Annotated in this window: 17 protein-coding genes; 6 read left to right on the top strand and 11 right to left on the bottom strand. The window is 40.7% G+C overall.

What is annotated here, in order from left to right; all coding sequences use genetic code 11:
• Positions 1–217 precede the first annotated feature (217 nt).
• From B2W36_RS19260 to B2W36_RS19275, 4 genes are all read left to right on the top strand, one after another.
• Positions 218–3,412, top strand: a complete 3,195-nt coding sequence (locus tag B2W36_RS19260) for a SusC/RagA family TonB-linked outer membrane protein (protein ID WP_293889266.1) — start codon at positions 218–220, stop codon at positions 3,410–3,412.
• 4 nt (positions 3,413–3,416) lie between these two features.
• Positions 3,417–5,198 carry a RagB/SusD family nutrient uptake outer membrane protein gene (locus tag B2W36_RS19265; protein WP_293889267.1) on the top strand — a complete coding sequence of 594 codons (1,782 nt, stop codon included), beginning with the start codon at positions 3,417–3,419 and terminating at the stop codon, positions 5,196–5,198.
• Positions 5,199–5,214: 16 nt separating this feature from the next.
• Entirely contained in the window at positions 5,215–6,774 is a 1,560-nt protein-coding gene (locus B2W36_RS19270) for a DUF5123 domain-containing protein (protein ID WP_293889269.1), read from the top strand.
• 70 nt (positions 6,775–6,844) lie between these two features.
• A complete protein-coding gene (locus tag B2W36_RS19275) occupies positions 6,845–7,612 on the top strand; it encodes a rhamnogalacturonan acetylesterase (RefSeq protein ID WP_293889271.1) in 768 nt (255 codons plus the stop codon).
• A gap of 144 nt (positions 7,613–7,756) precedes the next feature.
• Here the strand turns inward: B2W36_RS19275 and B2W36_RS19280 are convergent, their stop codons facing one another.
• From B2W36_RS19280 to B2W36_RS19330, 11 genes are all read right to left on the bottom strand, one after another.
• The gene (locus B2W36_RS19280; protein WP_209578345.1) at positions 7,757–9,376 is read right to left on the bottom strand and encodes an NADP-dependent glyceraldehyde-3-phosphate dehydrogenase; all 1,620 of its coding nucleotides are present in this window, start codon (positions 9,374–9,376) and stop codon (positions 7,757–7,759) included.
• A gap of 71 nt (positions 9,377–9,447) precedes the next feature.
• Positions 9,448–10,890: an MFS transporter gene (locus tag B2W36_RS19285; protein WP_409530096.1), complete on the bottom strand. Its 1,443-nt coding sequence runs from the start codon at positions 10,888–10,890 to the stop codon at positions 9,448–9,450.
• Between the two features lie 97 nt (positions 10,891–10,987).
• A complete protein-coding gene (locus B2W36_RS19290; protein ID WP_293885190.1) occupies positions 10,988–11,635 on the bottom strand; it encodes a bifunctional 4-hydroxy-2-oxoglutarate aldolase/2-dehydro-3-deoxy-phosphogluconate aldolase in 648 nt (215 codons plus the stop codon).
• Entirely contained in the window at positions 11,632–12,657 is a 1,026-nt protein-coding gene (locus B2W36_RS19295) for a sugar kinase (protein WP_293889273.1), read from the bottom strand. The genes B2W36_RS19290 and B2W36_RS19295 overlap by 4 nt, the downstream gene beginning before the upstream one ends.
• Before the next feature lie 5 nt (positions 12,658–12,662).
• Complete coding sequence (gene uxaC / locus B2W36_RS19300) at positions 12,663–14,063, bottom strand: glucuronate isomerase (protein ID WP_293889275.1); 1,401 nt, start codon at positions 14,061–14,063, stop codon at positions 12,663–12,665.
• A gap of 13 nt (positions 14,064–14,076) precedes the next feature.
• On the bottom strand, positions 14,077–15,723 hold the full coding sequence (locus B2W36_RS19305) for a UxaA family hydrolase (RefSeq protein WP_293889277.1): 1,647 nt from the start codon (positions 15,721–15,723) through the stop codon (positions 14,077–14,079).
• A 94-nt stretch (positions 15,724–15,817) separates the two neighbouring features.
• A complete protein-coding gene (locus B2W36_RS19310; protein ID WP_293889279.1) occupies positions 15,818–17,335 on the bottom strand; it encodes a tagaturonate reductase in 1,518 nt (505 codons plus the stop codon).
• 16 nt (positions 17,336–17,351) lie between these two features.
• Positions 17,352–18,389, bottom strand: coding sequence for a pectate lyase (gene pelA, locus B2W36_RS19315; protein ID WP_293889281.1), 1,038 nt, complete (start codon positions 18,387–18,389; stop codon positions 17,352–17,354).
• Between the two features lie 5 nt (positions 18,390–18,394).
• Positions 18,395–20,311, bottom strand: coding sequence for a glycoside hydrolase family 88 protein (locus B2W36_RS19320; RefSeq protein ID WP_293889283.1), 1,917 nt, complete (start codon positions 20,309–20,311; stop codon positions 18,395–18,397).
• A 7-nt stretch (positions 20,312–20,318) separates the two neighbouring features.
• Positions 20,319–21,989: a glycoside hydrolase family 28 protein gene (locus tag B2W36_RS19325; protein WP_293889285.1), complete on the bottom strand. Its 1,671-nt coding sequence runs from the start codon at positions 21,987–21,989 to the stop codon at positions 20,319–20,321.
• Between the two features lie 88 nt (positions 21,990–22,077).
• Positions 22,078–23,058, bottom strand: a complete 981-nt coding sequence (locus B2W36_RS19330; RefSeq protein WP_293889287.1) for a pectinesterase family protein — start codon at positions 23,056–23,058, stop codon at positions 22,078–22,080.
• 193 nt (positions 23,059–23,251) lie between these two features.
• On the opposite strand from B2W36_RS19330, the gene B2W36_RS19335 reads away from it, so the two are divergent.
• A complete protein-coding gene (locus tag B2W36_RS19335) occupies positions 23,252–24,553 on the top strand; it encodes a UDP-N-acetylmuramoyl-tripeptide--D-alanyl-D-alanine ligase (RefSeq protein WP_293889289.1) in 1,302 nt (433 codons plus the stop codon).
• A 331-nt stretch (positions 24,554–24,884) separates the two neighbouring features.
• Positions 24,885–25,640, top strand: coding sequence for a tRNA pseudouridine(38-40) synthase TruA (gene truA / locus B2W36_RS19340; protein WP_209578365.1), 756 nt, complete (start codon positions 24,885–24,887; stop codon positions 25,638–25,640).

Consider the following 25,640-nt stretch of genomic DNA (forward strand, 5'->3'; position numbering starts at 1 on the left):
ATCGGCAAAATAAACTATAATATTAATCAAAAAAAATTACAAAACCTAATTTATCAGGATATGCAAACGTTGCCGGCAACGTTTGCATAACTTTTTAATGATACTTGCATGAACAAGTGAAATATACTTTGTAAACTTGATTGTATGATAACCAATTAAATTTTGATGCAGTTCCTGCAACAGCAATTTAATCATTAAAATTTTAAACCCTAAAAATATGAGTAAAGCCTTAGTAATCTCTACTGCTATCTGTGCTTCGTTATTCACATTAAATGCGCACGCTCAAACCCGAAAAGTCCAAGGCACAGTCGTTGGTACAGATCAAAAAGCGTTGGTGGGTGTGAGTGTGACCGTGTCTGGGACAAAAATTGTTGCTGTGACCGACCAACGTGGAAAGTTCAGCATCGAGATACCTGGTAACAATAACGAACTTCAATTTACCTATGTCGGATTTCAGACTAAAAAAGTTACAATTCCTACGAATCAGAAGATGCTTAGTATTGTTCTAGAGGAAAAGTCTAATGCGCTCGAGGAAGTAACCGTTAATATCGGATATGGAACCGTTAAGAAAAAAGATCTGACGGGGGCTGTAACCTCCGTAGGTGCAGAAACGATCTCCAAAGCGCCAGTGTCATCTGCTCTTGAAGCGATTGCAGGAAGAATGGCGGGCATACAGATTTCTTCAACAGAAGGTTCCCCTGATGCCGAGATGAAGGTTCGTGTGCGTGGCGGTGGCTCCGTTACGGGAGATAATGCTCCTTTGTATATCGTGGATGGATTTCCGATGTCTTCGATATCAGATATCGCACCTGCTGATATTGAATCGATTGATGTATTAAAAGATGCATCTTCTGCAGCTATATATGGCTCCCGGGGTGCAAATGGGGTTGTCATCGTAACCACTAAAAGTGCCAAATCTGGGAAAACATCAATTAGTTATAGTGCGTTTGGAGGAATTCGAAATTTGGCAAAAAAACTTGATGTATTGTCTCCATACGATTATGTAACATGGCAATACGAACAGGCCTTATTGGAAAATAACCTGGATAACTATGTCAAATACTTCGGTAACTTTCAGGATATAGATCTCTATAAAGACGTCAAACCAAACGATTGGCAGGAACTTGTATTCGGAAGAACAGGAAATACTTTCAATCAGAATTTCAACCTGTCCGGAGGCACTGATAAAACGAAATATTCTATTTCACATTCCTTTGTAAAAGATAAGGCAATTATGGAAATGTCAGGCTTTCAGAGACAAAATATTAATTTCAAGCTGAACCATAAGCCATCTAAAAGCACTTCAATAGATCTAGGAGCACGATTTTCTGACGTTCGCATTTCAGGTGGAGGCATGAATGAACAGAATGAAGCCTCATCAGCAGACTCCCGATTAAAATTCGCAATGATTTATCCTCCCTTTCCGGTGGGAGGTTTGACAAATAGTGATGAAACCGATGATGAATTCAATTTATATAATCCACTAGAGTCCTTGGTCGATAATGATCAGTTGCAGCGAAGACGAACGTATAACCTAAATGCGGCATTTAGCTGGGATATTGTTAAAAACTTACGGTTTAGGACAGAATTTGGCTTTGATGATTACCGCAATTATAACGATCGGTTTTACGGCACAACCACTTATTATGTACGGAATGTTCCCGCTGCGTTAGAACAAAATAAGCCCGCTCTTATCTCATTGAATACTTCTACCCAGGGAATACGTTCAACAAACACACTGAACTATAACTTTCAAGATTTTCTCCCGAAAGGACATAGTTTAAGTGTGTTGGTTGGCCAGGAATATTTGTTTACACAAAAAACATTAAATACGAATACAACACACGGTTTTCCGAAAAGCTTTAAACTGGATGATACCCGCAGATTAACGCCACAAGGCGCCTCCAGTACGATAAACAATTATATGTTTGCTGACGAAAAATTACTATCATTTTTTGGCCGGGTAAATTATGATCTAGATTCGAAGTATTTATTTAATGCAACTTTTCGGGCAGATGGTTCGTCGAAGTTTTCTGCAGATAATTATTGGGGATATTTCCCATCCATGGCAGCAGCTTGGCGGATTTCATCAGAACGATTTATGAACAACACGCAATCTTGGCTGGATGACCTGAAGCTTAGGGCAAGTTTGGGTACATCCGGAAATAATAATATTCCATTAGAGCAGATCTATCCCATATTTTCGGTTAAGAATACGGAATGGGTTAATGGGTATAAAAATTATTGGGCGACGTCAAAAACAATGTCTAATCCAGATTTAAAATGGGAAACGACCATTTCAAGGAATATAGGGCTGGACTTTACCCTGTTCAAGAAGAAGCTATCGGGAACGATTGATGTCTATAAAAACAAAACGAAAGACCTTCTGATCCTTTTCCCAATTGCCGGATCAGGCTATGATGATCAATACCGCAACTTGGGGGAGACCCAAAATAAAGGTATTGAGCTTACGCTAAACTGGTCTGCAATAAATAAGAAAAACTTTGATCTTAATTTTAGCGGTAATATTAGTTTCAATCAAACGAAAGTCAATTCTTTGGGGACTCTGGCTTCGATTCCAATGGCTTCGGGGTGGGCTTCAACAGAAATTGGAACGGATTACATTGTGGAGACTGGCGGTCGAGTGGGTAAAATGTATGGTTATATGAGCGACGGACGTTACGAAGTCGGTGATTTTAAAGCCTATGATGCTACCGCAAACAAATGGATTTTAAAGGATGGTGTAGCTGATGCCTCTGCGGTTGTGGGTACCATAAGACCAGGAACGATGAAATTAAAAAATTTAGCCGGTGACGATAACAAGATAAACGCCAGTGATCAAACGATTATTGGCGATGCAAACCCTTTGCACACTGGTGGATTTTCAATCAATACACGCATCTATAACTTTGATATGACGGCATTATTTAACTGGAGCTATGGAAATGATATTTACAATGCAAATAAGATTGAATACACATCCACGAGCAAATATAATAACCGAAACATGCTTAATGTGATGGAAGAAGGACAACGTTGGACCAATTTACTTCCCGATGGAACAATCAGTAACGATGCTAACCAATTGGAAGATATGAATAAAAATACAAGTCTCTGGTCTCCTCTTACCAATAAATTTGTATTCAGCGACTGGGCTGTGGAGGATGGTTCGTTTTTGCGCTTGGGAACTGTTACAATAGGATATACGCTCCCTAAGGCATTTACAGAAAAGTTGAAAATCCGGAACTTCAGAGTATATGTGTCTGGATATAATCTTGCCGTTTGGACAAATTATAGTGGTTTTGATCCTGAAGTCTCTACACGAAGGAGGACAAACCTTACTCCGGGGGTGGATTATTCGGCTTATCCAAAAAGCAGAACTTTCGTAGCAGGTCTTAATTTAAACTTCTAGTCTTATGAAAAAAACACTTTTGCATATAACAATGGCTTTAATATTTGCTGGATCCGTATCTTCTTGCAATAAAATATTGGAAGCACCGTCTAAATCTGCATTGGATGAGTCGGTTATCTTTTCCAATCAAGATCTTGCGGAGGGAGCAGTTGCAGGAATTATTCAATCTTTTGGTGAAACAAACTCTTATCGGGGGAGGTACCTCGTATTTTATGGCATCAATACAGACACAGAAGTCAATAATAGCTTAAAGAATACTGGCGATGAAAAATCACGATTGTCAAACTATAACACAAACGTGAATAACACCCAGATGAATACCGATAATAATGCCTGGGCGAAGTTCTATGAAGGAATAGAACGAGCGAATTTAGCGATTAGAGGGTTGCGTAAGTACGGCGACATAGAACAACGTCCAGAAATGGCCTATATTCTAGGGGAGATACTAACTTTAAGAGCTGTTGTGTACAACGATCTCATCAAGGCATGGGGAGATGTACCAGCCCGTTTTGAACCGCTTAGTACAGCAACCATCTATATCGAGCGTAGTGACCGAGACATAATTTACAAGCAATTACTTGCCGATTTGGAGGAAGCACAAAAATATTTGCCTTGGCCAAATCAAAGTACTAAAACGGCCAATGTTGAGCATGTCAATAAAGCGTTCGCTAAGGGGCTGCGTGCTCGTTTGGCTTTGGCCGCCGGAGGTTATTCGCAACGTGCAGATGGAATTCGAAAAAGTAATGATCCAGAACTGGATTCAAAAAAGATGTATGCGATAGCAAAACAAGAATGCTTGGATATTATTACTAGTGGCACTGCAAAACTTCTGGGTTTTGAAGAAGTTTTTAAAACATTGTGTCAAGAAAAAGGTCAGGCTGGCTTAGAATCATTATGGGAAATTCCGTTTAGTGAAGGCCGTGGCCGCGTTATATTTGACCTTGGCGTTAAACATACCACAACAGATAAGTATACCGGACAAAATAAAGGTGGGACAAATGGACCTAATCCAATCATGTTCTATGAGTATGAGAAAGAAGATGTGCGCCGGGATGTGAGTTGTGTTCCTTATGAATGGACGAGCGGGGTGCAGGTGCCAACAAATCTTGGTAAATGGTATTTTGGAAAGTACCGCTATGAGTGGATGTCTAGATTTGTTACTTCTACAAATGACGATGGATTAAATTGGATGTATATGCGGTATGCCGATGTACTTCTCATGGCGGCAGAGTCTATTAATGAATTGGATGGTCCGAGTGCTGCTGCCCCTTACTTTAAAATGATCCGTGATCGAGCATATCCAAACAATCCAGAGAAAGTGACAGCCTACATGCAGCAGATTACCGCAGGTAAGGATGTTTTCTTTAATGCAATTGTCAATGAACGTGCACTGGAATTTACGGGAGAAATGTTGCGTAAAGGGGATTTGATTCGATGGAATCTGCTGGGGCCCAAATTGGCTGAAGCTAAACAAAAACTACAGCAGCTGGAAAATAGGCAGGGTAAATATGCGACATTGCCGGCCAATATTTACTACAAGACAGCCGCTGATGGGGAAAAAGTGGAAATATATGGCTTAAACTATGGCGATACAGATGCAGCAGGTGCCGTAGCAGGATACCCTTCATCGAAAAAATGGACAATGGTTGCGAGTAGCGACCTAGCAACCTTTTGGGATGCTTTGTATCTACGTGATCCCAATACACAGCAATTTTGGCCTATTTGGCAATATTTTCTGGATAACAGCAACGGTAAGTTGACAAACAATGGTTTTAGTTTTCAATAGAAAAATAAGCATACGCATGAAAAGAATCAATATATTGCTATATCTCGGCCTCGGGCTCATAGTGACAGGCATAAGCTGTTCCGATGATCGCGTAAAAGAATTAACGGAATTAACGACAGACCGTTATTTTTCTCCTACGGGAATGAGTGCCCAAATAGTCAATCAAACAGGAGTCCGATTGACCTGGAAGAAGAATTCAGCAGCCGAGAGTTATACCTTAGAACTATTTGCGAATGGTGAACTCAATTTTGAAGGTAGCCCGGTCAAAAAAATTGAAGGGATTACCAATGACCAGATTCCCTATACTATTGTTGGACTGGATGGGGCAACAAATTATTCTGTCCGCATCAAGGCTATCGGAACGGCGATTGCAGACTCCAAATGGAGTACCATTACTTTTAAGACAAACGAAGAACAGATTATGAAAGCTGTCAGCCCAGAGGGTATACAGGCCACTTCAGTTCGTCTTAATTGGACCCCAGGGGAAGAGGCTACGACAATAAGTGTTAACCCCGGGAATATCATCCATACCGTCACTCCGCAAGAGATTGCAGCAGGGGAGGCAACCGTCACAGGGCTAACCGCAGAAACAAGCTATACAGCGACATTATTGAAAGGAAACAAAATCCGCGGGTCCGTCACATTTATGACATTGCTTGACTTGGGTGATGCAGTTGTTGTGCAGCCTACAGATAATTTAGCGGCTGTGATCGGTACAGCCAAAGCGGGGGATGTGCTCGCTCTAATGCCGGGGGTCTATTCGCTAGCGGCGGATGTACTAATCGACAAGGCGATATCCATCAAAGGGGCAAAACCCACCGATCGTCCAATTGTAAAATCTGCTTATTTTAATTTGGATAAGGGCGCTTCATTGGCATTAAAAGATCTGATACTTGATGGAGAAAATAAGGCGGGGGGAAACTCTTTCATTAACTTGCAGACAGGTGCATTCGGAAATATCCGCCTGGAAGATAGTAAATTGATAAATTATCCGAAAGGAATCATTTCTGGTAGCGTCAATGCTGTGATTGAGAGCGTAAGCATAAATAATACTATTTTTGATAATATCGTCGGTAATGGAAATGATTTCATTGATTTTAGAAACGCGATTACCAAAACACTTGAATTTACAAATAATACCGTTTCTAATGCTCTTTTGTCAGGGCGTGATTTTATTCGCATGGATGCAGGTGGATCTACAGCTTACCCGGCTATTACGAGTATCCTTAAAGTAAACAATAATACTTTTTATAACGTCATACAAGATGCTTCTAAACGCTTTTTATATGTCCGTTTAGCAAAGAATGAAATTACATTCTCCAAAAATTTAATGGTGAAGTCGCTGGCAATGACTGCTAATCAGTCTGCTACTAATCTGGTCGAGCGCAAAAGCAATAATTACTTTGATGCGGTAAACTTCTACAACAGTTCTGCCTCTGGAGTGAAAAACGATGCAGTAGCCAACGGCTATACACTCTTGGACCCTGGATTTAAGGACGCTGCCAAGGGAGATTTCACAGTAACAAACCAGACATTAAAGGAGAATGGTATTGGCGACCCGAGGTGGGTAAAATAAAGGGTTTGAGTAAAATTTAGGACAACTCGCCTTCGATAATAAGAAGGCGAGTGTTTTTTTGACCGATGTAATGAAAAAACAATTTTTACTATTTTCTGGAGGGCTTATTCTCATTTTTCTATTTGCTTTCCAGCGCGAAAAACCAGTTACGATCTATATTATTGGCGATTCTACGGCTGCCAACAAAGACAGTAGTACCTTTCCTGAAACTGGATGGGGAATGGCCTTTGCAAAGCTGTTCAATCAACAGGTTAAAGTCGATAACCGAGCTCTAAATGGGCGCAGTACAAAATCCTTTAAACGGGATGTGGGCAAAGATGGAAGCTTTGTGAATCATTGGAAACCTATCTTTGAGCATCTCCGAAGCGGAGATTATGTATTCATCCAGTTTGGGCATAATGACGAAAAGATCGATAAGCCTAACGTGGGAACATCGCTGGATGAGTTCGAACAAAATCTTATTTTTTATATCGATCAAACGCGCGAGAAAGGAGGCGTCCCAATTCTATTAACACCAATCGCAAGACGTAAGTTTGAAAATGGCACGCTCATGAATACCCATGGACAATATCCTGCCATTGTACGTAAGGTAGCCGATCATACGCACACCGCATGGATTGATATGGAAAGTAAAACAACGAAACTTTTAACGCAATATGGAGAGGAAGGGAGCCGGCAATTGTTTTTATATGTAAATAGCGGCGATAGAAATTACCCCCACGGCAAGAAAGATGATACGCATCTAAACACTTTTGGAGCAGACGAAGTGGCGAAGCTCGTGGTCGACGGAATTCGGGAATTAGCACTGCCTATCCAAAAAAATCTGATTCTGAAGTAACCTAAGGGTGTTACAAGAGCAGAAAAAACGTAGACGCAAATCAATTGGATAGATAGGGAGAGGATTTTCATAAAAAAAAGCGACATCGATAGCTGACTAATGCCAGGCAGATCGATGTCGCTTTTTCAACGAAGTCGTAAGAGACTAGAAAATGTATTTCGTACTTAAGAAATTGGATTCATTTTCACTAACGATATCGTTCAGCAACTTTTTGTTTTCCTCAGTAAACTTTGTTGCCACTAGCGAACGAATAGAGAACGAACGCAATGCGTCGACTACCGATAATGTTCCTTCAGCACTATCTTTTCTGCCGGTGAAAGGAAAAGTATCTGGACCACGCTGACATTGGCAGTTGATGTTAACACGGCTTACTTGATTGACTAATGGATCAATCAATGAAGATACAACAGCAGCATTGTTACTGAAAATACTCACCTGTTGGCCATGAGAGGAACCAATTAAATATTCAATAGGTTCTTCGAGGTCATCGAAAGGAACAACAGGGATCACTGGCCCAAATTGTTCTTCTCTGTAAAGTTTCATCTGTGAGTTAACAGGGTATACAATTGCCGGGTAGAAGAATGATTCTGCAACCTGCCCCCCGTGCTCATTAATCACTTTTGCGCCATAGGCTTTTGCATCTTCGATGCATTCCGTTAAATAAGCAGGTTTATTGACTTCTGGAAGAGGAGTAAGCGACACACCCTTTTCCCAAGGCATCCCATATTTTAATTTTGCCACTTCTGCCGAAAGGCGTTTTAAAAATTCCTGTGCTAAGCTTCGGTGCACGTAGATAATTTTAAGTGCTGTACAGCGTTGACCATTGAAAGAAAGAGAGCCTAGAACGGTTTCCGAAACCGCTAAATTCAAATCCGCATCTTTCGTAATGATAGCTGCATTTTTTGCATCCAGCCCAAGGATAGCACGAAGACGGTTAACTTTCGGGTGCAATTTTTTAAGTTCATCAGCAACACGGCTCGAACCGATCAAAGTCAATACGTTAATCTTACCAGATTGCATTAAACTAGGAACAATCTTATTCCCACGGCCATAAATTGTATTGACAACGCCTTTCGGGAAGCTTGTTCTGAAAGCCTCTAATAGAGGATAATGTAATAACGTACCATGTTTAGGTGGTTTGAATAACATGGTGTTTCCCATGATTAATGCTGGGATCAATGTGGTGAAGGTCTCATTCAACGGATAATTGAATGGGCCCATACAGAGTACTACTCCTAAAGGAGATCTCCTGATTTGCGCAACGATACCTTGTTCGATTTGGAAACGTGAAGAGTCGCGGTCTATATCTTTCAATGCGTCGATCGTTGCGTAAATATATTCTACAGTACGATCAAACTCTTTTACCGAGTCTGCATAGGATTTGCCAATTTCCCACATAATAAGCTTGACAACAATGTCTTTCTTGGCAATCATCTTTTGTGTGAAATTTTCAACACAGGTAATACGATCGGCAACGCTCATTGTCGGCCATTCTCCACGGCCGTTGTCGTATGCTTTTACAGCAGCTTCCAAGGCTTCCATGGACTCTTTTTCTGTACAAACAGGAAAACTACCGATGCGCTTACGTTTCAAGCCATCCTTAGTCTTTACACATATTGGTGAAAAAACCTCGTTTACCTGACCCGTCCAAGAAATCATTTCTCCATTGGAAAGGAACTCTCTTTGATCGACCTGTTCGTCTAGCGTAAATTCTGCGGGAATGTTATTCTCCTCGTAGAAGATACCTTCTAAGTTTAAGCTCATTGTTTTTAAAAATGGTTTAGATTGATATTTATAAAGATATTGCTAATATAATATAAATTTTGCAATATATGTTAATTTTTTATTAAAATTAGTTTAGGTACTAGTGTTTTCATTACAACCCATGCAATTAGATATGCTATAGCGCAAAAAGAAAAGATAATGAAGTATCCTGCTTCCTCGCCTTTAAAGCCCATAAAAATGAGCTGCGTTTCATTGGCATAATCGAATAGCCAGCCTGATGTTTTGTTAATTATAAATGCGCCTATGCCCCCAGCAAGGCCTCCGATGCCTGTAACAGTCGCAATAGCACGTTTGGGAAAAGAATCGCCTATGGTTGAGAAAATGTTGGCAGACCAAGATTGGTGTGCTGCTCCTGCGAAACCGATTAGAATGACAGGTATCCAATAAGATATGTGACCCAGAGGTTGAGCAAAAAGTACAACTAAAGGGACAAAGGCAAACAATAACATAGCTTTCATACGTCCTTCATAAGCATTCATACCCTTTTTGTCAACAAAATAGGTGGGTAACCAGCCCCCATATATAGATAACATGGTGATGGCATAAAGCACAAAAATGGCGAGCTGACCTTCAGTATCTGATGATTTTATATCGTATACTGCCGAAAGATAGGCTGGCATCCAAAATAAGAAGAACCACCAGACACCATCCGTCATAAATTTACCAAAGACAAAAGCCCAGGTTTGCTTGTATTTTAGACATTCAGATATCGTAGTTCGTGGTTGCTTTGTTAGACCAGTCTGCTCCGACGCATGTTCATGATCATCCTGGTGAATGTAAGCCAGTTCGGCAGCGTTTACTTTCGGGTTTTCATGTGGTTTTTTATAAAGAAAGATCCAAAAACCCATCCATATAAATCCCAATGCACCGATGATGATAAAGGACATTTCCCAGCCCCAATGGGCTGCGATAATCGGGATGGTCAATGGAGCAGCTAATGCCCCAATGGTTGCTCCTGAATTGAAAATACTGGTGGATAGAGCCCGATCTTTTTTAGGAAAATACTCTGCCGTAGCTTTAATCGCCGCCGGAAAGTTACCAGCTTCACCCACAGCAAGAACAAACCGGGCGAAGATAAATAGATTGACACTGACGCTCAATACCAAACCCACGTTGTTCACATGAGATATAGCCTCTTTTGCCCCTTCAAAACCAACAAACCATTCTCCAGCCACGATGCCTGAAGTAGCGATACCACAAAATGCATGTAATATCGCGCCAATGGACCAGATCCCGATCGCCCATAAAAATCCCTTTTTTGTATCCATCCAATCTACAAATCGACCTGCAAAAAGCATACTGACTGCATAAAAAATCGAAAATAATGCGGTAATATTGCCATAGTCGGTATTTGTCCAATGAAATTCAGGACTGATAAAATCCTTCCACGTTAAGGAAAGCACCTGACGATCCAGGTAGTTGATGGTAGTGGCAAAAAATAGTAGCGAGCATATTACCCAACGGTAATTACCCTTTTTCTCCGTGTTAATCATAATGGGTTTAATAGTTTATTTTTAATGTACGAGTCTGTTTGCCCCTGCCAGTATACGCGATTAGTACGCCCGCTTTTTAAGGGTAACACCCGAGTTTTTATTGTCTTGCTTCTGCAACGAATTCAAGCGCTTTTTGTGTATTTTCGACTAAATTACTGGTGTCTTTAGGGTCAATTAACTTGCTCCCCATGCCCACAGCACAAACGCCTGATTTGAACCATGCCTTTAAGTTATCCATTTCGATTTCTACACCCCCCGTCGGCATAAATTTCTGACCTTTAAATAGGTCCCGGATTGATGACATGAATGCTGGGCCTAAAATATTTGCAGGAAACAATTTGATAAGTGCTGCCTCTTGTTCTTGAGCCGTATAGATTTCTGTCGGTGTCATACATCCGGGAATCCATAGCTTACGCTGCTCGTGCACTAACGATCCAACCAGCGGATTGACCAGTGGTGAAACGATAAAATCCGCACCAATTTGTAGAAATTGTTGTGCTTCGTTAACGGATTTAATCGTCCCAATACCTAAATAAAGATCTGGCATCTCCAGGTCTCTTGTGGCAACTAAGCGCTCGAAAACAGCCAAAGCTTCGGGACCTCGATTTGTAAATTCAAAAACACGTATTCCTGCTTGGTATAATGTGCGTAGAATCGCGATGCTTTCTGCTTTATCGTGATGGAAGAACAGGGGAAGCATCCCTTGTTCAATGATTTTATCTAATACAATCTCTTTTAAATTCATGCTGTCATTCTATTTTTTATATCGTCTACAGAACTCGTTGTTGCATCGCTTGCAATAAATAGTTTATCAAATGCGGCAAGCGTGGCAAACTCTAATGTCGCTTTTGGAGAAAGATTGGAGTATAGCCCATAAATCAGACCTGCCATAAAGCAGTCGCCGCTGCCTACTTTATCCAAAATCTCGTCCGCAATATATGTTGTTGATTTAATGAGGCTGTCTTTGTCAAACAGTGTTGTATAATACTTTATTCCTTTATTTTGATGGTCAAAACGAAAAGTATTGGCCACATATTGACATATCGGATTAGTGACAATGATTTCTCTGCTTGTACGATCCGCTTGCGCCAATAACTCTTCTTCTAAATAATCCGAAGAAGAATTAAGAAACCTTTCATCTAGTGGGGTACCAAGCATTTGATGTGCTGCCCAGATATTTCCCATGATTAAATTGCAATACTTGGCAATGGCAGGCATAATCTCCTTCGGAGATTTTCCGTATTTCCAAAGCTTTGCACGATAATTCAGGTCTAGTGACACAAAAATACCCTTCTCTTGTGCTTTTGCTACAGCTTCTAAACACAGGTCGGCAATATCTTGGTTGATTGCAGGGCATATCGCAGAAAAATGAAACCATTTGACGTCAACAAAGACCTCATCCCAATTGACACTGCCTACTTTGAGATTGGAAAACGATGAATTTGCGCGATCATAAATTACTCCTGCATTTTTTAAATCCTTCCCTTTGGGAAGATAGTAGATGCCCAATCGTTCTCCACCCCATAGCATTGCCGATGTGTCGATATTTCTACGTTTTAGGTAGTTGTCAATACCCTCGCAGATGGCATTTTGGGGCACAGCAGAAAGATAGGCTGATGGCACATCCCACAATGCCAAAGCTGTGGCTACATTCAACTCTGCACCGCCCACATAGAACGGCAACTGATGTTGTTCGATCCAATCCTGTTCGATATCGGGGCAGATCCTTAGCAGCAATTCCCCAAAGCTTAAAACTTTACCCTGCATGTTCATTAAAATTCAAAATATTCTTTCGCATTATTATAGCTGATATCCTGTATGATTTTCCCTACCCATTCGATATCATTTGGTATTTCTCCCTTTTCGATGTCTTCCCCAAATATGTCACAGACTAATCTCCTGAAATATTCATGCCTAGGGAATGAAAGGAAACTTCTGGAATCGGTCAGCATACCCACAAGTCGGCTTAGTAGCCCCATATTTGATAGCGTATTGAGTTGTTTTGTCATGCCATCTTTTTGGTCCAAAAACCACCAAGCTGAGCCAAATTGAATCTTCCCTTTGATAGAACCGTCATTGAAATTACCGATCATGGTGGCAATAAGTTCGTTGTCTGCAGGATTAAGATTGTACAAGATGGTTTTGGTTAGCTTATCTTGATTGTCTAATTTATTCAAAAATTTTGACAATGCACGTGCCTGACTAAAATCTCCAATAGAATCCCATCCGGTATCTGGACCTATCAGACGATGCATGCGCGCATTGTTATTGCGTAGTGCGCCCAGATGGTATTGCTGAACCCATCCTTTTTCATGATCCCATTCGGCAAAATAAATCAGCATCGCAGATTTAAATTTTAAGCTTTCTGAGATAGAAATTTCCTTTTTTATCCGAATCTTATCAAAGATCGCTACGATTTCTGTCTCGGTATAGTCTTCCGCGTAGATTTGTTCCAAACCATGGTCCGACACTTTACATCCATGGTCCGCAAAGAAATCATGTCTTGATTTTAATGCTTCTAAGTATGTTCCTAGGCTATTGATTTGAATGTCACTTACCTCTTCAAGTTTATCAATGTATTGATTTAAAGCGATAATATCGTCCGAGTTCATTGCTTTGTCGGGGCGAAAAGCAGGTAGCATCTTGAACGATTCTTGCTCTTTTGCAAACTGTTGATGAAATGCTAAGCTATCGATCGGGTCGTCTGTTGTGCAGACAACTTCTACGTTCATCATTTTAAGCAGACCACGTACAGAATAGCTGTCTTGGCTCAATTTGGAAGCAGTATCTGCATATATTTTAGAAGCGGTTTTTGGCGATAAGATATCCGTAATTCCAAAATATCGCTGTAATTCAAGATGTGTCCAATGATAGAGTGGATTACGCAAAGTATAAGGTACTGTCTCTGCCCATTTCGCAAATTTTTCTTCATCTGGGGCATCGCCAGTGATAAAACGCTCATCGACCCCATTTGCGCGCATGGCCCGCCATTTATAATGATCACCATTTAACCAAACCTGGCTGATATTTTCAAATTTAACATCGTTTGCGATCTGCTCCGGAATCAAGTGATTATGGTAATCAATGATGGGCAGCTGTTTTGAATAATTGTGATACAGCTCAACCGCTGTATTCGTGTTCAATAAAAAATTGTCGTCTAAAAAAGTTTTCATGCTATATGCTGATTTATAAGCTTACACCTCTTTTCCAAGGTATAAAGTCATCCTGATTTAATAACACAGCTTTAGGAGTTACTTCCCCGCTGGCTGCCTTGATACAATATTCTAATATGTCTTCTCCCATCGTTTGGATCGATTTATCTCCATCTATAATAGGACCGGTATTGATATCGATAATGTCAGCCATTTTAGTTGCCAGGACATTATTTGTCGCCACTTTGATGACGGGGCATATCGGGTTACCAGTAGGAGTGCCCAAGCCTGTAGTAAACAGAATAAGTGTTGCACCTGCGGCAGCTTTTCCTGTAGTAGCTTCCACATCATTCCCTGGAGTGCAAACCAGATTAAGACCTGGCTTCGTCGCCTCTTCTGTATAGTCCAGAACATCAACCACGGGAGATGTCCCGCCCTTTTTTGCTGCACCATTGCTTTTGATCGCATCGGTAATAAGACCGTCACGAATATTTCCTGGAGAGGGATTCATGTAAAATCCAGAACCAACAGCTTCGGCTGCATGGCTATAGGCCGTCATCAGATCAATGAATTTATTCGCTGCTTTGGGGTCGATAGTACGGTCTATTAAATTCTGCTCGGCTCCGCATAACTCCGGAAATTCAGCTAAGAGAACTTTGCCGCCCAGCGCAACCAGAAGATCGGCTGTGTAACCAACGGCAGGGTTGGCAGAGATACCGCTAAATCCGTCACTGCCGCCGCATTTTACCCCTAGGGTCAATTTACTCAATGGAACAGGCTGTCTCGAGAATTTATTGATTTCCGTCAGTCCAACAAAAGTCTGCAAGATCGCTTCTTTAATGAGCAGTTCTTCGCTTTTGGATTGTTGTTGTTCAAATACAAAGAGGGGTTTATCGAAGGCAGGATTGCGTAATTTGATATCCTTAACAAGGTCATTGAGTTGAAGGTTCTGACAACCCAAGCTCAAGATTGTCACACCGGCCACATTTGGATGATCAGCATAGGCAGCCAATAATTTGCTCAATATGGCTGCATCTTGGCGTATTCCACCACAACCACCTTGATGATTTAGGAATTTTATACCATCAACGTTTTTAAAAATGCGATCACTTTGATCTGTTGTACTATTTAGCCGCTCCATAGAGGCGACAGATAACTCTTCCCCTTTTTCGTAGGCTGTTAATAACTGGTGAGTGAAGTTTTTATATTTTCCAGTCACAGAATACCCAAGTTCATTATACAGTGCTTCTTTGATCACATCAAGATTTCTATTTTCGCAGAAGACAGTCGGAATGAATAACCAGTAATTTGCAGTTCCGGCACGACCATCTGAACGTAAGTAGCCCTGGAAAGTTCGACCCTCGAACTTGGAAACATCGGGCTTTTCCCAATGATAATTTGAAGGTCTGAAATGATAGGGCTCCGCAGCATGTTTGGTATTGTCCGTATTCATGATACTTCCCTGCGGGATATCAAATTGCGCTTTCCCTACCAGTAAACCATACATGTAGATTTCATCACCAAAGTGCATGTCTTGCATAAAAAATTTATGCTTGGCAGGAATATCCTCCTGCAAAATATAATGATTTCCCTCAAACGAGATCGTATCACCCTTTTTAAGATCTTGTAAGGCAACTAAGACGTTGTCTTTGGGGTGTATTTGTAATACTTTATTTTTCATTAAAGCTTCTTTTTGTTAAGTCCCCTTTGAAATACACGGTTGTTTTGAATAGCGTATTGGATTTTCAAGCGAGCGTATTTCATGTGGTAACTTGTTATACTTTCTTATTATCAAAGGCTAATGAAAGCTCAATTGCTTTTAAAGCTCCATTTTCAGCGATCAGTTGTAATTTTTCTTTAACTGTTTCTTCAAAACGTGCAAATTCCGTTAAATCTTCACCCCATAGGTCTATTGCAGAAAGTAGGGTATGCACAATCTGATCCTGATTCGCCCATGCGGCGTATATTTTTGGAGCCAACTCATCTTGAAGCTCGATGGTATGCCCATTGATTACACGGATATAATGATCATCTTTCTGCTCGGATTTTAAAAAATAAAGATAGGCTGCAAAACCAAGCGCAAAAAGCTGCGGTGCTTCATGATGCTTCGCATACCATTTTTTTAATAAAGGGATATTCCGCATGGCCATTTTTGAACTGTAATTCAAAGCAATGGATTCCCATTTGTGTTCAAGATGTGGATTAGCGAAGCGATCAATCACTTTGGATGAAAAATCGTTAATATCTGAAACGGAGATAGTTTCGCTTACGATAGCTGGACCGATTTCATCGCGCATTAAGGAACTGACAAATTGATGGAAAGCGTAATTTTTCATCGCTTCTTTTACCGTATTGAAGCCTGAAAGAAGCGCAAGAGCACAACTCAATGTATGTGTCCCATTGAGCAGTCTAAGCTTGATTTCCTTGTATTTTTCAATCGACGGAACCAATAATACATTGGAGTCTGCTAAAGCGAAAGAAAGTCGTTGATTCACACGCTCAGACAATGATTCGATTGCCCACAAGCGAAAGGGTTCTGCCATAATCATCAATTGATCCTCATAACCTAATAGCTCGCAGGTTTTCGCATATTCTGTTGAGGGGAGCGCTCCAGGAACGATACGGTCGACTAAGGTGTTGCAGAAATCGTTGGCGGTGTCAAGCCAATCCATAAATGAATCGGGTAACTCGTTAAGTTTCGCCAGCGCCGTGATAATAGATTTTAGTTTACTCCCGTTTTCGGTAATCAATTCGGTAGGAACTATAGTTAAACCCTTGTTTGTGTCGCCATTAAAATAGACAAATCTCCGGTATAGAACGGCGAGAAGTTTACCTGGAAAAGAGGCCGGCGGCATGGCATTGACGTTGTCGTCGCTCATGGTAATACCAACCTCCGTTGTGTTGGAAAAGACAATTTCAAGATCTGGATTTTCTGCGCTTTTCAATATTTCTTCCCAATGCTGATTTGCAGATAGCACACGAGAAATAGCATTGTTGATTTCGTAATGAGCAACTTCCATCCCGTCTTCTATACCTTTGATACATAATGTATATAAACTATTCTGCTGTTCGAAGGCATCGGCGCCAGCGGATGCGGTCGACTTCACAACCAACACTCTTCCTTGGAACAAGTTCTGCTGATTGGCCTTATGAACAAAATAGTCAGGTAGACCCCTGAGCAATACACCCGTACCAAATTGGAGGATCTTTTCCGGATAGGAGAAAGAAATTGCTGTGGGCTTGTGCACCAGATCAGCATTAATCGTTTGTATAGTATGTTGCGTTAGTAACATGTGATGCTATTTTTATTTATTGAATGTGATGTTGTTTTTTCCACTTTGGATAATCTTTTTGTATAAGTTTTTCGGGCCAATTTCCAAACCATGCATATCCATTTCTCCGTTCTTCGGATACTTCATCGAAACGGTATTTGACCGTATTATCTCGATCACCAAAAAGGGGACGGTTGTCCTTTAGATGATAAAATCTGGCCCATATCGTGGACGAACTATCAGCGATAAGTTTACGTTCACTCTTGCCTGTCAACGTGTTTTTAACGTGATCAAAACGGTAACCTTCGATATCATTTCGTTGAAACCAATTTATTGCCTGTTCAATGGCCTGTTGAATCTCGGGCGTTACAGGCTGCAGCATTAAAAAACGGACGATAGCAACCGATTCACTGGTACTCAATGAAGGGGGTTCGAATTTTCGGGCTTGGGCAGGTATTAATGTTTGCTCATCGTATTGGGCAGCCCATATACTCCGCTCTCCGTCTTGGATGACCTGAGTTTTTAGGATACATGCTATGCCCTTCGCTATGGCGTGTTGAGCTTTGGATATAAAGGTAGGATTAACAGCGTCAAAACCAAGCTGCTTATTGGCCACATGGTGTAGAACCATCAATGCATTGATCATCGCATTATCATTATAGGTGATCTCAGCTCTATAAAGCGATTTATTGGGATAATACTGTGGGAACCCACCGTTGTCATATTGAGCTGATAGGAGATAGGAAATGCCTTTTTCGGCAGCCTTCAGGTAAACGTCGTTCTTTGTCTCCTTAAAAGCGTTTATTAACCCATTTATTTCCCGGGTTGTCGCACCATTGTCAAGCGTGGCATGATTAATATCCGTTTTTTTGATCTTTCGAAGCAGCTCTTTTGTAAGTGGAAGCTTATAGTCGACGACGCTTTTGTCGACCAACTGCTTAGGCCAGGCACCATTTGTTAGCTGATATACAAGCATCTTCTCTGCAAGTGAATCTTTGGCAGCCAGGCCTTGTGCAACGCATGGGCTACCCAATAAGAAAGCCGCGATGGAACTAACAATAGCGATTCTTTTCATAGTCCTTATTTATTGACCTGTTTAAATAACCACTGTACTAAGTCATTGGCCGCAGTAAAATTTTCGTATTCTTTCGGTAACTTTCGCCCGTCTGTATACTCGTTATACAACCAGGGATCTCCGATGGCAAATACCGTTCCTTTTCCATATTTTGCTGTAGCAATGATCGTGTCACCATGGTCTTGAATCAATGTCTGAGCGGGAGATTTTACCTGTAATGTTGAAATCTCCTTGATATATATTTTGGATGTATTTGGAAATACGATATCACCTTTCGGGATAGGTATTGCGCCTGTTTGAAATTCATTTCCTTTTACGCGATTACGGCTATCTTCATTGAATGTAATGCCGAACTTTTGCGCAAGCATATTGAATTTCTTAATCTCACAATTACCGCTATCATTTAAGAAAAGAACAAGTACGCCCCCCCTGTCCACCCATTGAGCAATCTGCTGTGCATGGGTTTCGTTCATAAAATGCGGCTGTTCGGTTTCTTTCTCTGTGTCAGGATCCACAATAATGTAAATATTGGATTGCAAGAGATTATTTAATGTAGGTGCTGTCTTTAAAGTATTTAACTTCCCTCCATTTTTTTCAAATATCCTGCCCAATAAGGAAAAACCGTTGTTGTCATCACCATCCCAAAGGTAGTGATAGGGTTTAAGCTCACCTGATGCCGTCTTTTTATACTCATTGTTGAAATAATTATCCAGTGTGACGACATGTTGTTTTTTGCCTTTTTTTCCCTGCGCAAATTCAACTTCTGATGCAGCAAGGATAAAGGCACCAATACCTTTTGGATCGTTAGTAACAACGGGTTCACTCATGTAATATGCAAAACTACCGTCGCGATATTTTTTTCCGCCTAAACCAGAAACCTGTACCGTTTTGTTGAGGTCTACACGGTTATCTCCAGCAACGCTAATAAATTCCTTTACGATCCCTTGATAGCCCCGATCCAAATATTTCTGAAACGATGATCGAATATACCCCTTACGTAATGATTTCGCTAATCCAAATACGAACATACTGGAAGCTGAAGACTCTAAATAATTTCCCTTTCTCGTTCCCAAATCCACAATGTCGTACCAAACACCAGTTTTGGTGTCCTGGTATTTAACAACGGCTGATAGGGTTCGATCTAAGATTGCGATCAGTTCTTGTCTGCGCGGGTGATCTTCCGGAAAATAATCCAATACGTCTACCAGAGCCATTACATACCAGCCCATACCGCGGGCCCAAAAATGTGGTGATAGACCTGTTTTTGGATCGGACCAGCGTTCCTTCTTTGATTCGTCCCAACCATGATATAAAAGCCCAGTTTTTGGATCACGGGCATTTTTTTCCATGTAAACAAATTGGTTTGCGATATCATCAAAAGCGGATGGAATATTCATAAGGCTAGCGTATTCAGCATAGAAAGGCTGGGCCATGTAAAGGCCATCTAACCACATCTGATAAGGATAAATCTTCTTATGCCAAAAACCGCCCTCATGAGTACGTGGATGTTTTTGAAGTTGTGCATATAACCGATGGCATGCTTGAAGATATTTTTCTTTGCCTGTTACTTTATATAGCATTAATAGGGTTGTGCCGTTTTTAATGTTGTCAATATTGAAGTCTTTGACATCATAATTTTTAATAGAATCAGGTATACTCAGGTAAGCATCCATGCGGGATTGCATATAGTTAAAATAATCTGCATCTCCTGTATTGCGCCATACCGCTGTTAAGCCTTCAAAAATAACCCCCATATCGTACGACCATTTTGGAAACTTGTCCGTCTTATTAAATAAAGAATCTGGATAAAGTTTTTCAAGTACTGTGTTGGCCATTTGTTCAGAAAGAGGTTTCTGTTGTCCAAATCCTGCGAATGGAATAAACATCGGCAGGACTAAAAAAAATAAAAATAACTTTCTCATCACATTCCTAATTTTTAATTGTTAAGGACTTTTCTGTACTTCCTGCAATAAATTGACTGACAACTTTAGCCGAGGAAGTATTGGATTTTGTTAGTCGTATATTGTCACTTTTATCGCCAGATACTTGGACATACACCTCAGGAGCATCCAGTGCTTGGATATTGTCCAAATGTATGCCGCTGCTGTTTTCAATACTAATGAGAGGATTCCTTTGCTGTGTTTTTAATACAATGTTTTTAAGATTGATTTGCGAAGCTTCAATGATTTCAATTCCTCTATTTGCCTGCAGTGTTGCATGCTCAATCCAGATGTTCTGAATGTGCATTTCAGGAAGACCTCGGAAGAAAATACCTTTTGAAGCTCCCTTAGCTACAATATTTTTGATATAGAAATTCTTGAATTGTGGTGTCTCTTCTGTGACTGGAATGTTGACTGATTTTATCGCCGGTCTCTTTTCTCCAGCAAGCGGTACCGGATCTACAGCAGCATAATACATATCGAATAAAATCGCTTCACCAGGGATATCAACCATGTTGATGTTATTGATAAATATATTTTCAACAATTCCACCTCTGCCCCTTGTTGTTTTGAAACGAAGTCCAATGTCAGTACCAATAAATGAGCAGTCTTCAACCCATATATTGCGTGCTCCGCCACTCATCTCACTGCCAATCACAAAGCCCCCATGAGCGTGATAAACAACACTGTTGCGGATAATGACATTTTCTGTTGGTTTACCCCGTTCTCGCCCCGCCTTATCGCGTCCGGACTTAATACAAATGCCGTCATCACCAACATCGAAAGTGCAATCTTCAATGAGGACGTTCTTACAAGATTCAACGTCTACACCATCCCCATTCTGGCCATACCAAGGGTTGCGGACAGATACTTTACGTAAGGTAAGGTCTTCACATAAAAGGGGATGTATATTCCAGGCTGGGGAGTTTTGGATTGTAACCCCTTCTATTAATACTTTTTTACAATTTGTAAATACCAAAAGATTGGGGCGTAAAAAATCTTTAACATCTTTGAAGTCTTCGGCGGTCGTACCAGGACGGATTACGCCCGCCTTCTTTTGTTTTGAACCTCTAAGAGAACTTTCCGAGGGGTACCATATTGCTGCATCGCTATCGACTGTCCCGCCAGATGCTACAAGGTTTTTCCATTGAGAGCTTGTGAGTTTGCTTTTTTTGACCATCCGCCAAGCATCGCCGCTTCCATCAATAATACCATCACCTGTAATAGCAATATTGCTTAGATTTTTACCCGATATTGGGTTTTGATTCCGCCATGCTGGCTCTCCTTCCCAATTTGATTCAACAAGTTTGTACTGATCAAAATCCTTGGTAAATAGCAAGACTGCATCTCGTTTAAGGTGTAAATTTACATTACTCTGCATCTCAATAGGGCCTGTTAGCCAAATTCCTGAAGGGATCAATACCACGCCCCCACCACGCTCACTACACGTGCGTATGGTTTGGTTAATAGTGGCCGTATTCAGAAATTGACCATTTCCTTTGGCTCCATAATTACTAATATTTAAAGTGTCTTTTTTAAATTCGACCTGCTGTATAATTGGACGAGCCGGTTCTTGTGACATGCCAATCTGTGGCAGCATAAGAAGCAAACCGAGTGCGAATTGTAATGTACGGGAATAGTACCTTTTAAACGGAGTCATTTTTTTACATTTTGGTTTAAAAACGGTTATTTGCAAAAGCAATTGTACATTCTTTGTTCGTAACTTAGATGAAAAACTTATGCAATCGTTACCGGCCATCACTTACGCTATCGAATGACAGATTTGGCGTCCAATCCTTGAAAATATGCTGAATAGTAAAGTTTTTTACTTCTCTGTCAGTTAGGATATGACTCCATTTGACACGACTTTGTGACATGGAACCTGCTCCTTTACTGTTATATTCTGCAAAATAGGCTGTCTTTTCGTTCGATTCCTTTCCCCAGTTGTGCCACCCTTTGCTTTCTATAAATTCTGGTAGGTTACAATTCATGAAGATTACTTTGGCATAAGGCCGCCAAGGCCGACCTAAGTAGAAACTCTTTGTGTCTTTATTTCCAGTTACCTTGCAGTTGTTAAAAATATAGCCAAAGTCTGCTTGCTCTGGAGTTGCGGCGGCGGTAATATATCCGCTGTTTTTGCAATGTAGTTCGCAGTCCTCGAACCAAGCTGTGGACGCGCCAAATATAAAATCCACCGTTCCTTCGATATAGCATTGAAAATAAAACTGCCTCGCACCTTTCCCATAGGTATACAAGGTGTCTTGAAAACCCAAGAAGCGACAATGGAGAAACAGGTTGCGATCGCCTGCTATCCAGGCTGCAACAGCCTGCCCCACCGGGCCAGATACGTTCTCAAAAGAAAGATTTATAGCTGTAAAGTCATCGCCATAACAATAGAATGTTGCAGAGCCAGAGGTACCCATTTCTTCGCCAAAACGATTTTTCTTTTGTGCGTAATCATCGTGACTGATAACCGTTTGAAATTTATCTTCACCAATCAAGGTGACAAACTGCTTACTTCCCGGCACAATGATTTTTTCGCGATAGGTTCCATTTTTGATAAATATTTTAGTCTCCTTTTTTCGAAAATCAGGGACAGCATTGATGGCGTCTTGAACCGTGGTGAAATCTCCAGTACCATCCGCGGCCACGGTAAAGTCATAACGCTTTACGTCCACAGCAAAAAGAAAAAAAGGGATAAAAAAAAGAGAAAGTATAGTTGCTCGCATTCCAGATTGTTTAATTGGTCAATGAAATTACCAATATTAAAGCCTTCGTTAAAGAAAATCCCTCAAAATAAATGCGCAAACGTTATCGGTCACGTTTGCGGAAAGGTGTTAGATACTAAATTGTTTAGACGAAAGATAATTGTATTGCATATAAAAAGCAATTTCTCTAAGTTTGTTCAACAAATTGCTCAACATGGATATCCAATCACTCTATCAGATTTATAAACAGTATCCGAATATTACAACAGATACACGTAAAATTGGAAAAGATAGTATCTTTTTCGCTTTAAAAGGGGCTAATTTCAATGGCAATACTTTCGCAGAAAACGCGATTGAAATGGGCGCTAAATATGTTGTTATTGACGAAGATATTTACCAAAAAGATGAAAGGTATATTCTTGTTGATGATGTTCTTAGTACATTGCAGCAGCTTGCGAATTATCACCGGCATCAATTGCATATTCCCATTATTGGCGTGACTGGTACGAATGGAAAAACGACAACCAAAGAGCTGTTATATGCGGTGGTTTCACAAAAGTTCAAGGCATATGCAACGAAAGGAAATTTAAATAACCACATTGGAGTTCCGTTAACTTTATTAGCAATAGACGATTCGATCGAACTGGCAATCATAGAAATGGGAGCAAATCATTTGAAAGAAATTGCTTTTTTATGTGGAATTGCCGAACCGACACATGGTTTGATTTCTAATGTTGGTAAAGCACATCTCGAGGGGTTTGGATCTTTTGAAGGTGTAAAGACAACCAAAGGCGAACTGTACGACTGGTTGCAGGACCATCAAGGTGTATTATTTTTGCAGGCGGATAATCCACATCTCAAGGAAATGGCTGCCGCCCGCCAGATAACCGATATTGTTACTTATGGTTTTTCGGAAAATAATCAGGTCATAGGGAAGCTTCTTAAAGCAAATCCTCTGTTGCAAATTGAATGGCAAAAGAAGGGTACGACCGACTCTTATATAGTAAATACCCAATTAACAGGATCTTATAATACCGAAAATTTTCTAGCTGCTATTGCCGTAGGGTTGCATTTTGACATTTCTGCTGCTGCCATCAATCGGGGGATTGAAGCGTACACCCCAACGAACAATCGTTCTCAGGTGATGAAAACTGCACATAATACACTGATCTGCGATTATTATAATGCAAATGCAACGAGCATGTCCGCTGCACTAGAAAATATCCGTATTATTGATGCGGATAAGAAAGCAATTGTATTGGGAGATATGTTCGAATTGGGAGAAGAATCTTTTGAAGAGCATAAAAAAATTGTCGAAAACGTAAGATCTATCCCAGCTGATCGCAAGATCTTTGTTGGAAAAGAGTTTTTTGTGCATCGATACGAGGGGGGAGAGTTTTATGAAACTACTGCCGAAGCAAAACAAGCCATCCGTGAAACGCCAGTAATGAACAGCACGGTTTTACTGAAAGCCTCAAGGGGCATGGCGTTTGAAAATTTAGTCGAATTACTATAGCCTTTTTAGCTTTGTGTTATGCACAACTAGGGGATAAGTTTGGCGTGCAACCATATTGCGACCATGGTGCTCCCGCATTGAATTTACGTTAAAAGGTGGACTCAACGTGGACTCATGGTGGACTTACCGTGGTCGCATGGCGAAGATAGTAGGTGTTTACTGTGGCTTTGGTGCCGCTGAATACCAAATTACCCATCAGGCAAATTTGAGTAAAAAGGAAGTGCAAAACAAACAGTTTTGTCATGTAAGAATTAAATAATGAGTAAAATGAGCAAATTCGTTCTACGGAGAAATGATGCTCATTTGGAAAAACGTACCTTTGTTACATATAATGGATAAAAGACGTTTTTTTTTAGAAATAGCCTATTTTGGGCAGGCTTATCATGGTTGGCAGATTCAGAATAATGCAATTTCCGTGCAAGAAGTACTGAATAATGCGCTTGAAATCCTATTGCGGGAACCCATCGAAACAACTGGTGCTGGCCGCACAGATACCGGTGTTCATGCGAAACAATTGTATGCACATTTTGATGCTGTTCCTGTAGGCATTTTGCAAAAAGCAGATCGATTTATTCATTCACTTAACGCCTTATTGCCTTTTGATGTGGCAGTAAAGCGCTTGATTGAAGTGGGGCCTGAAGCGCATGCACGCTTTGATGCGACACAAAGATCATATGAGTACCATCTTCATTTTCATAAAGATCCTTTCCTATATCCCTATTCATGTTTTATGCGCGATCGCCCGGATGTAGAAAAGATGAATGAAGCGGCACAATTCTTACTGGGTAAGCAAGATTTCGAATGCTTTAGTAAGTCTCATACGCAGGTGTTTACAAATATTTGCGATATTCGTAGAGCAGAGTGGGTATGGCATAGTGAGCAACAATTGGTTTTTCACATTGCAGCAGATCGGTTTTTGCGTAATATGGTACGTGCTATTGTGGGCACATCGTTGGAAATCGGAATAAAAGGCAAGCCAATTTCGTTTATGCAGGAGGTAATTCATAGCAAGAACCGAGGGAAAGCTGGCGTTTCCGTGCCGGCACATGGCTTGTATTTAACAGAAGTAGCATATCCTTATTTATAG

Source organism: Sphingobacterium sp. UBA3549, from assembly GCF_002376635.1.
Classification (GTDB): Bacteria; Bacteroidota; Bacteroidia; order Sphingobacteriales; family Sphingobacteriaceae; genus Sphingobacterium.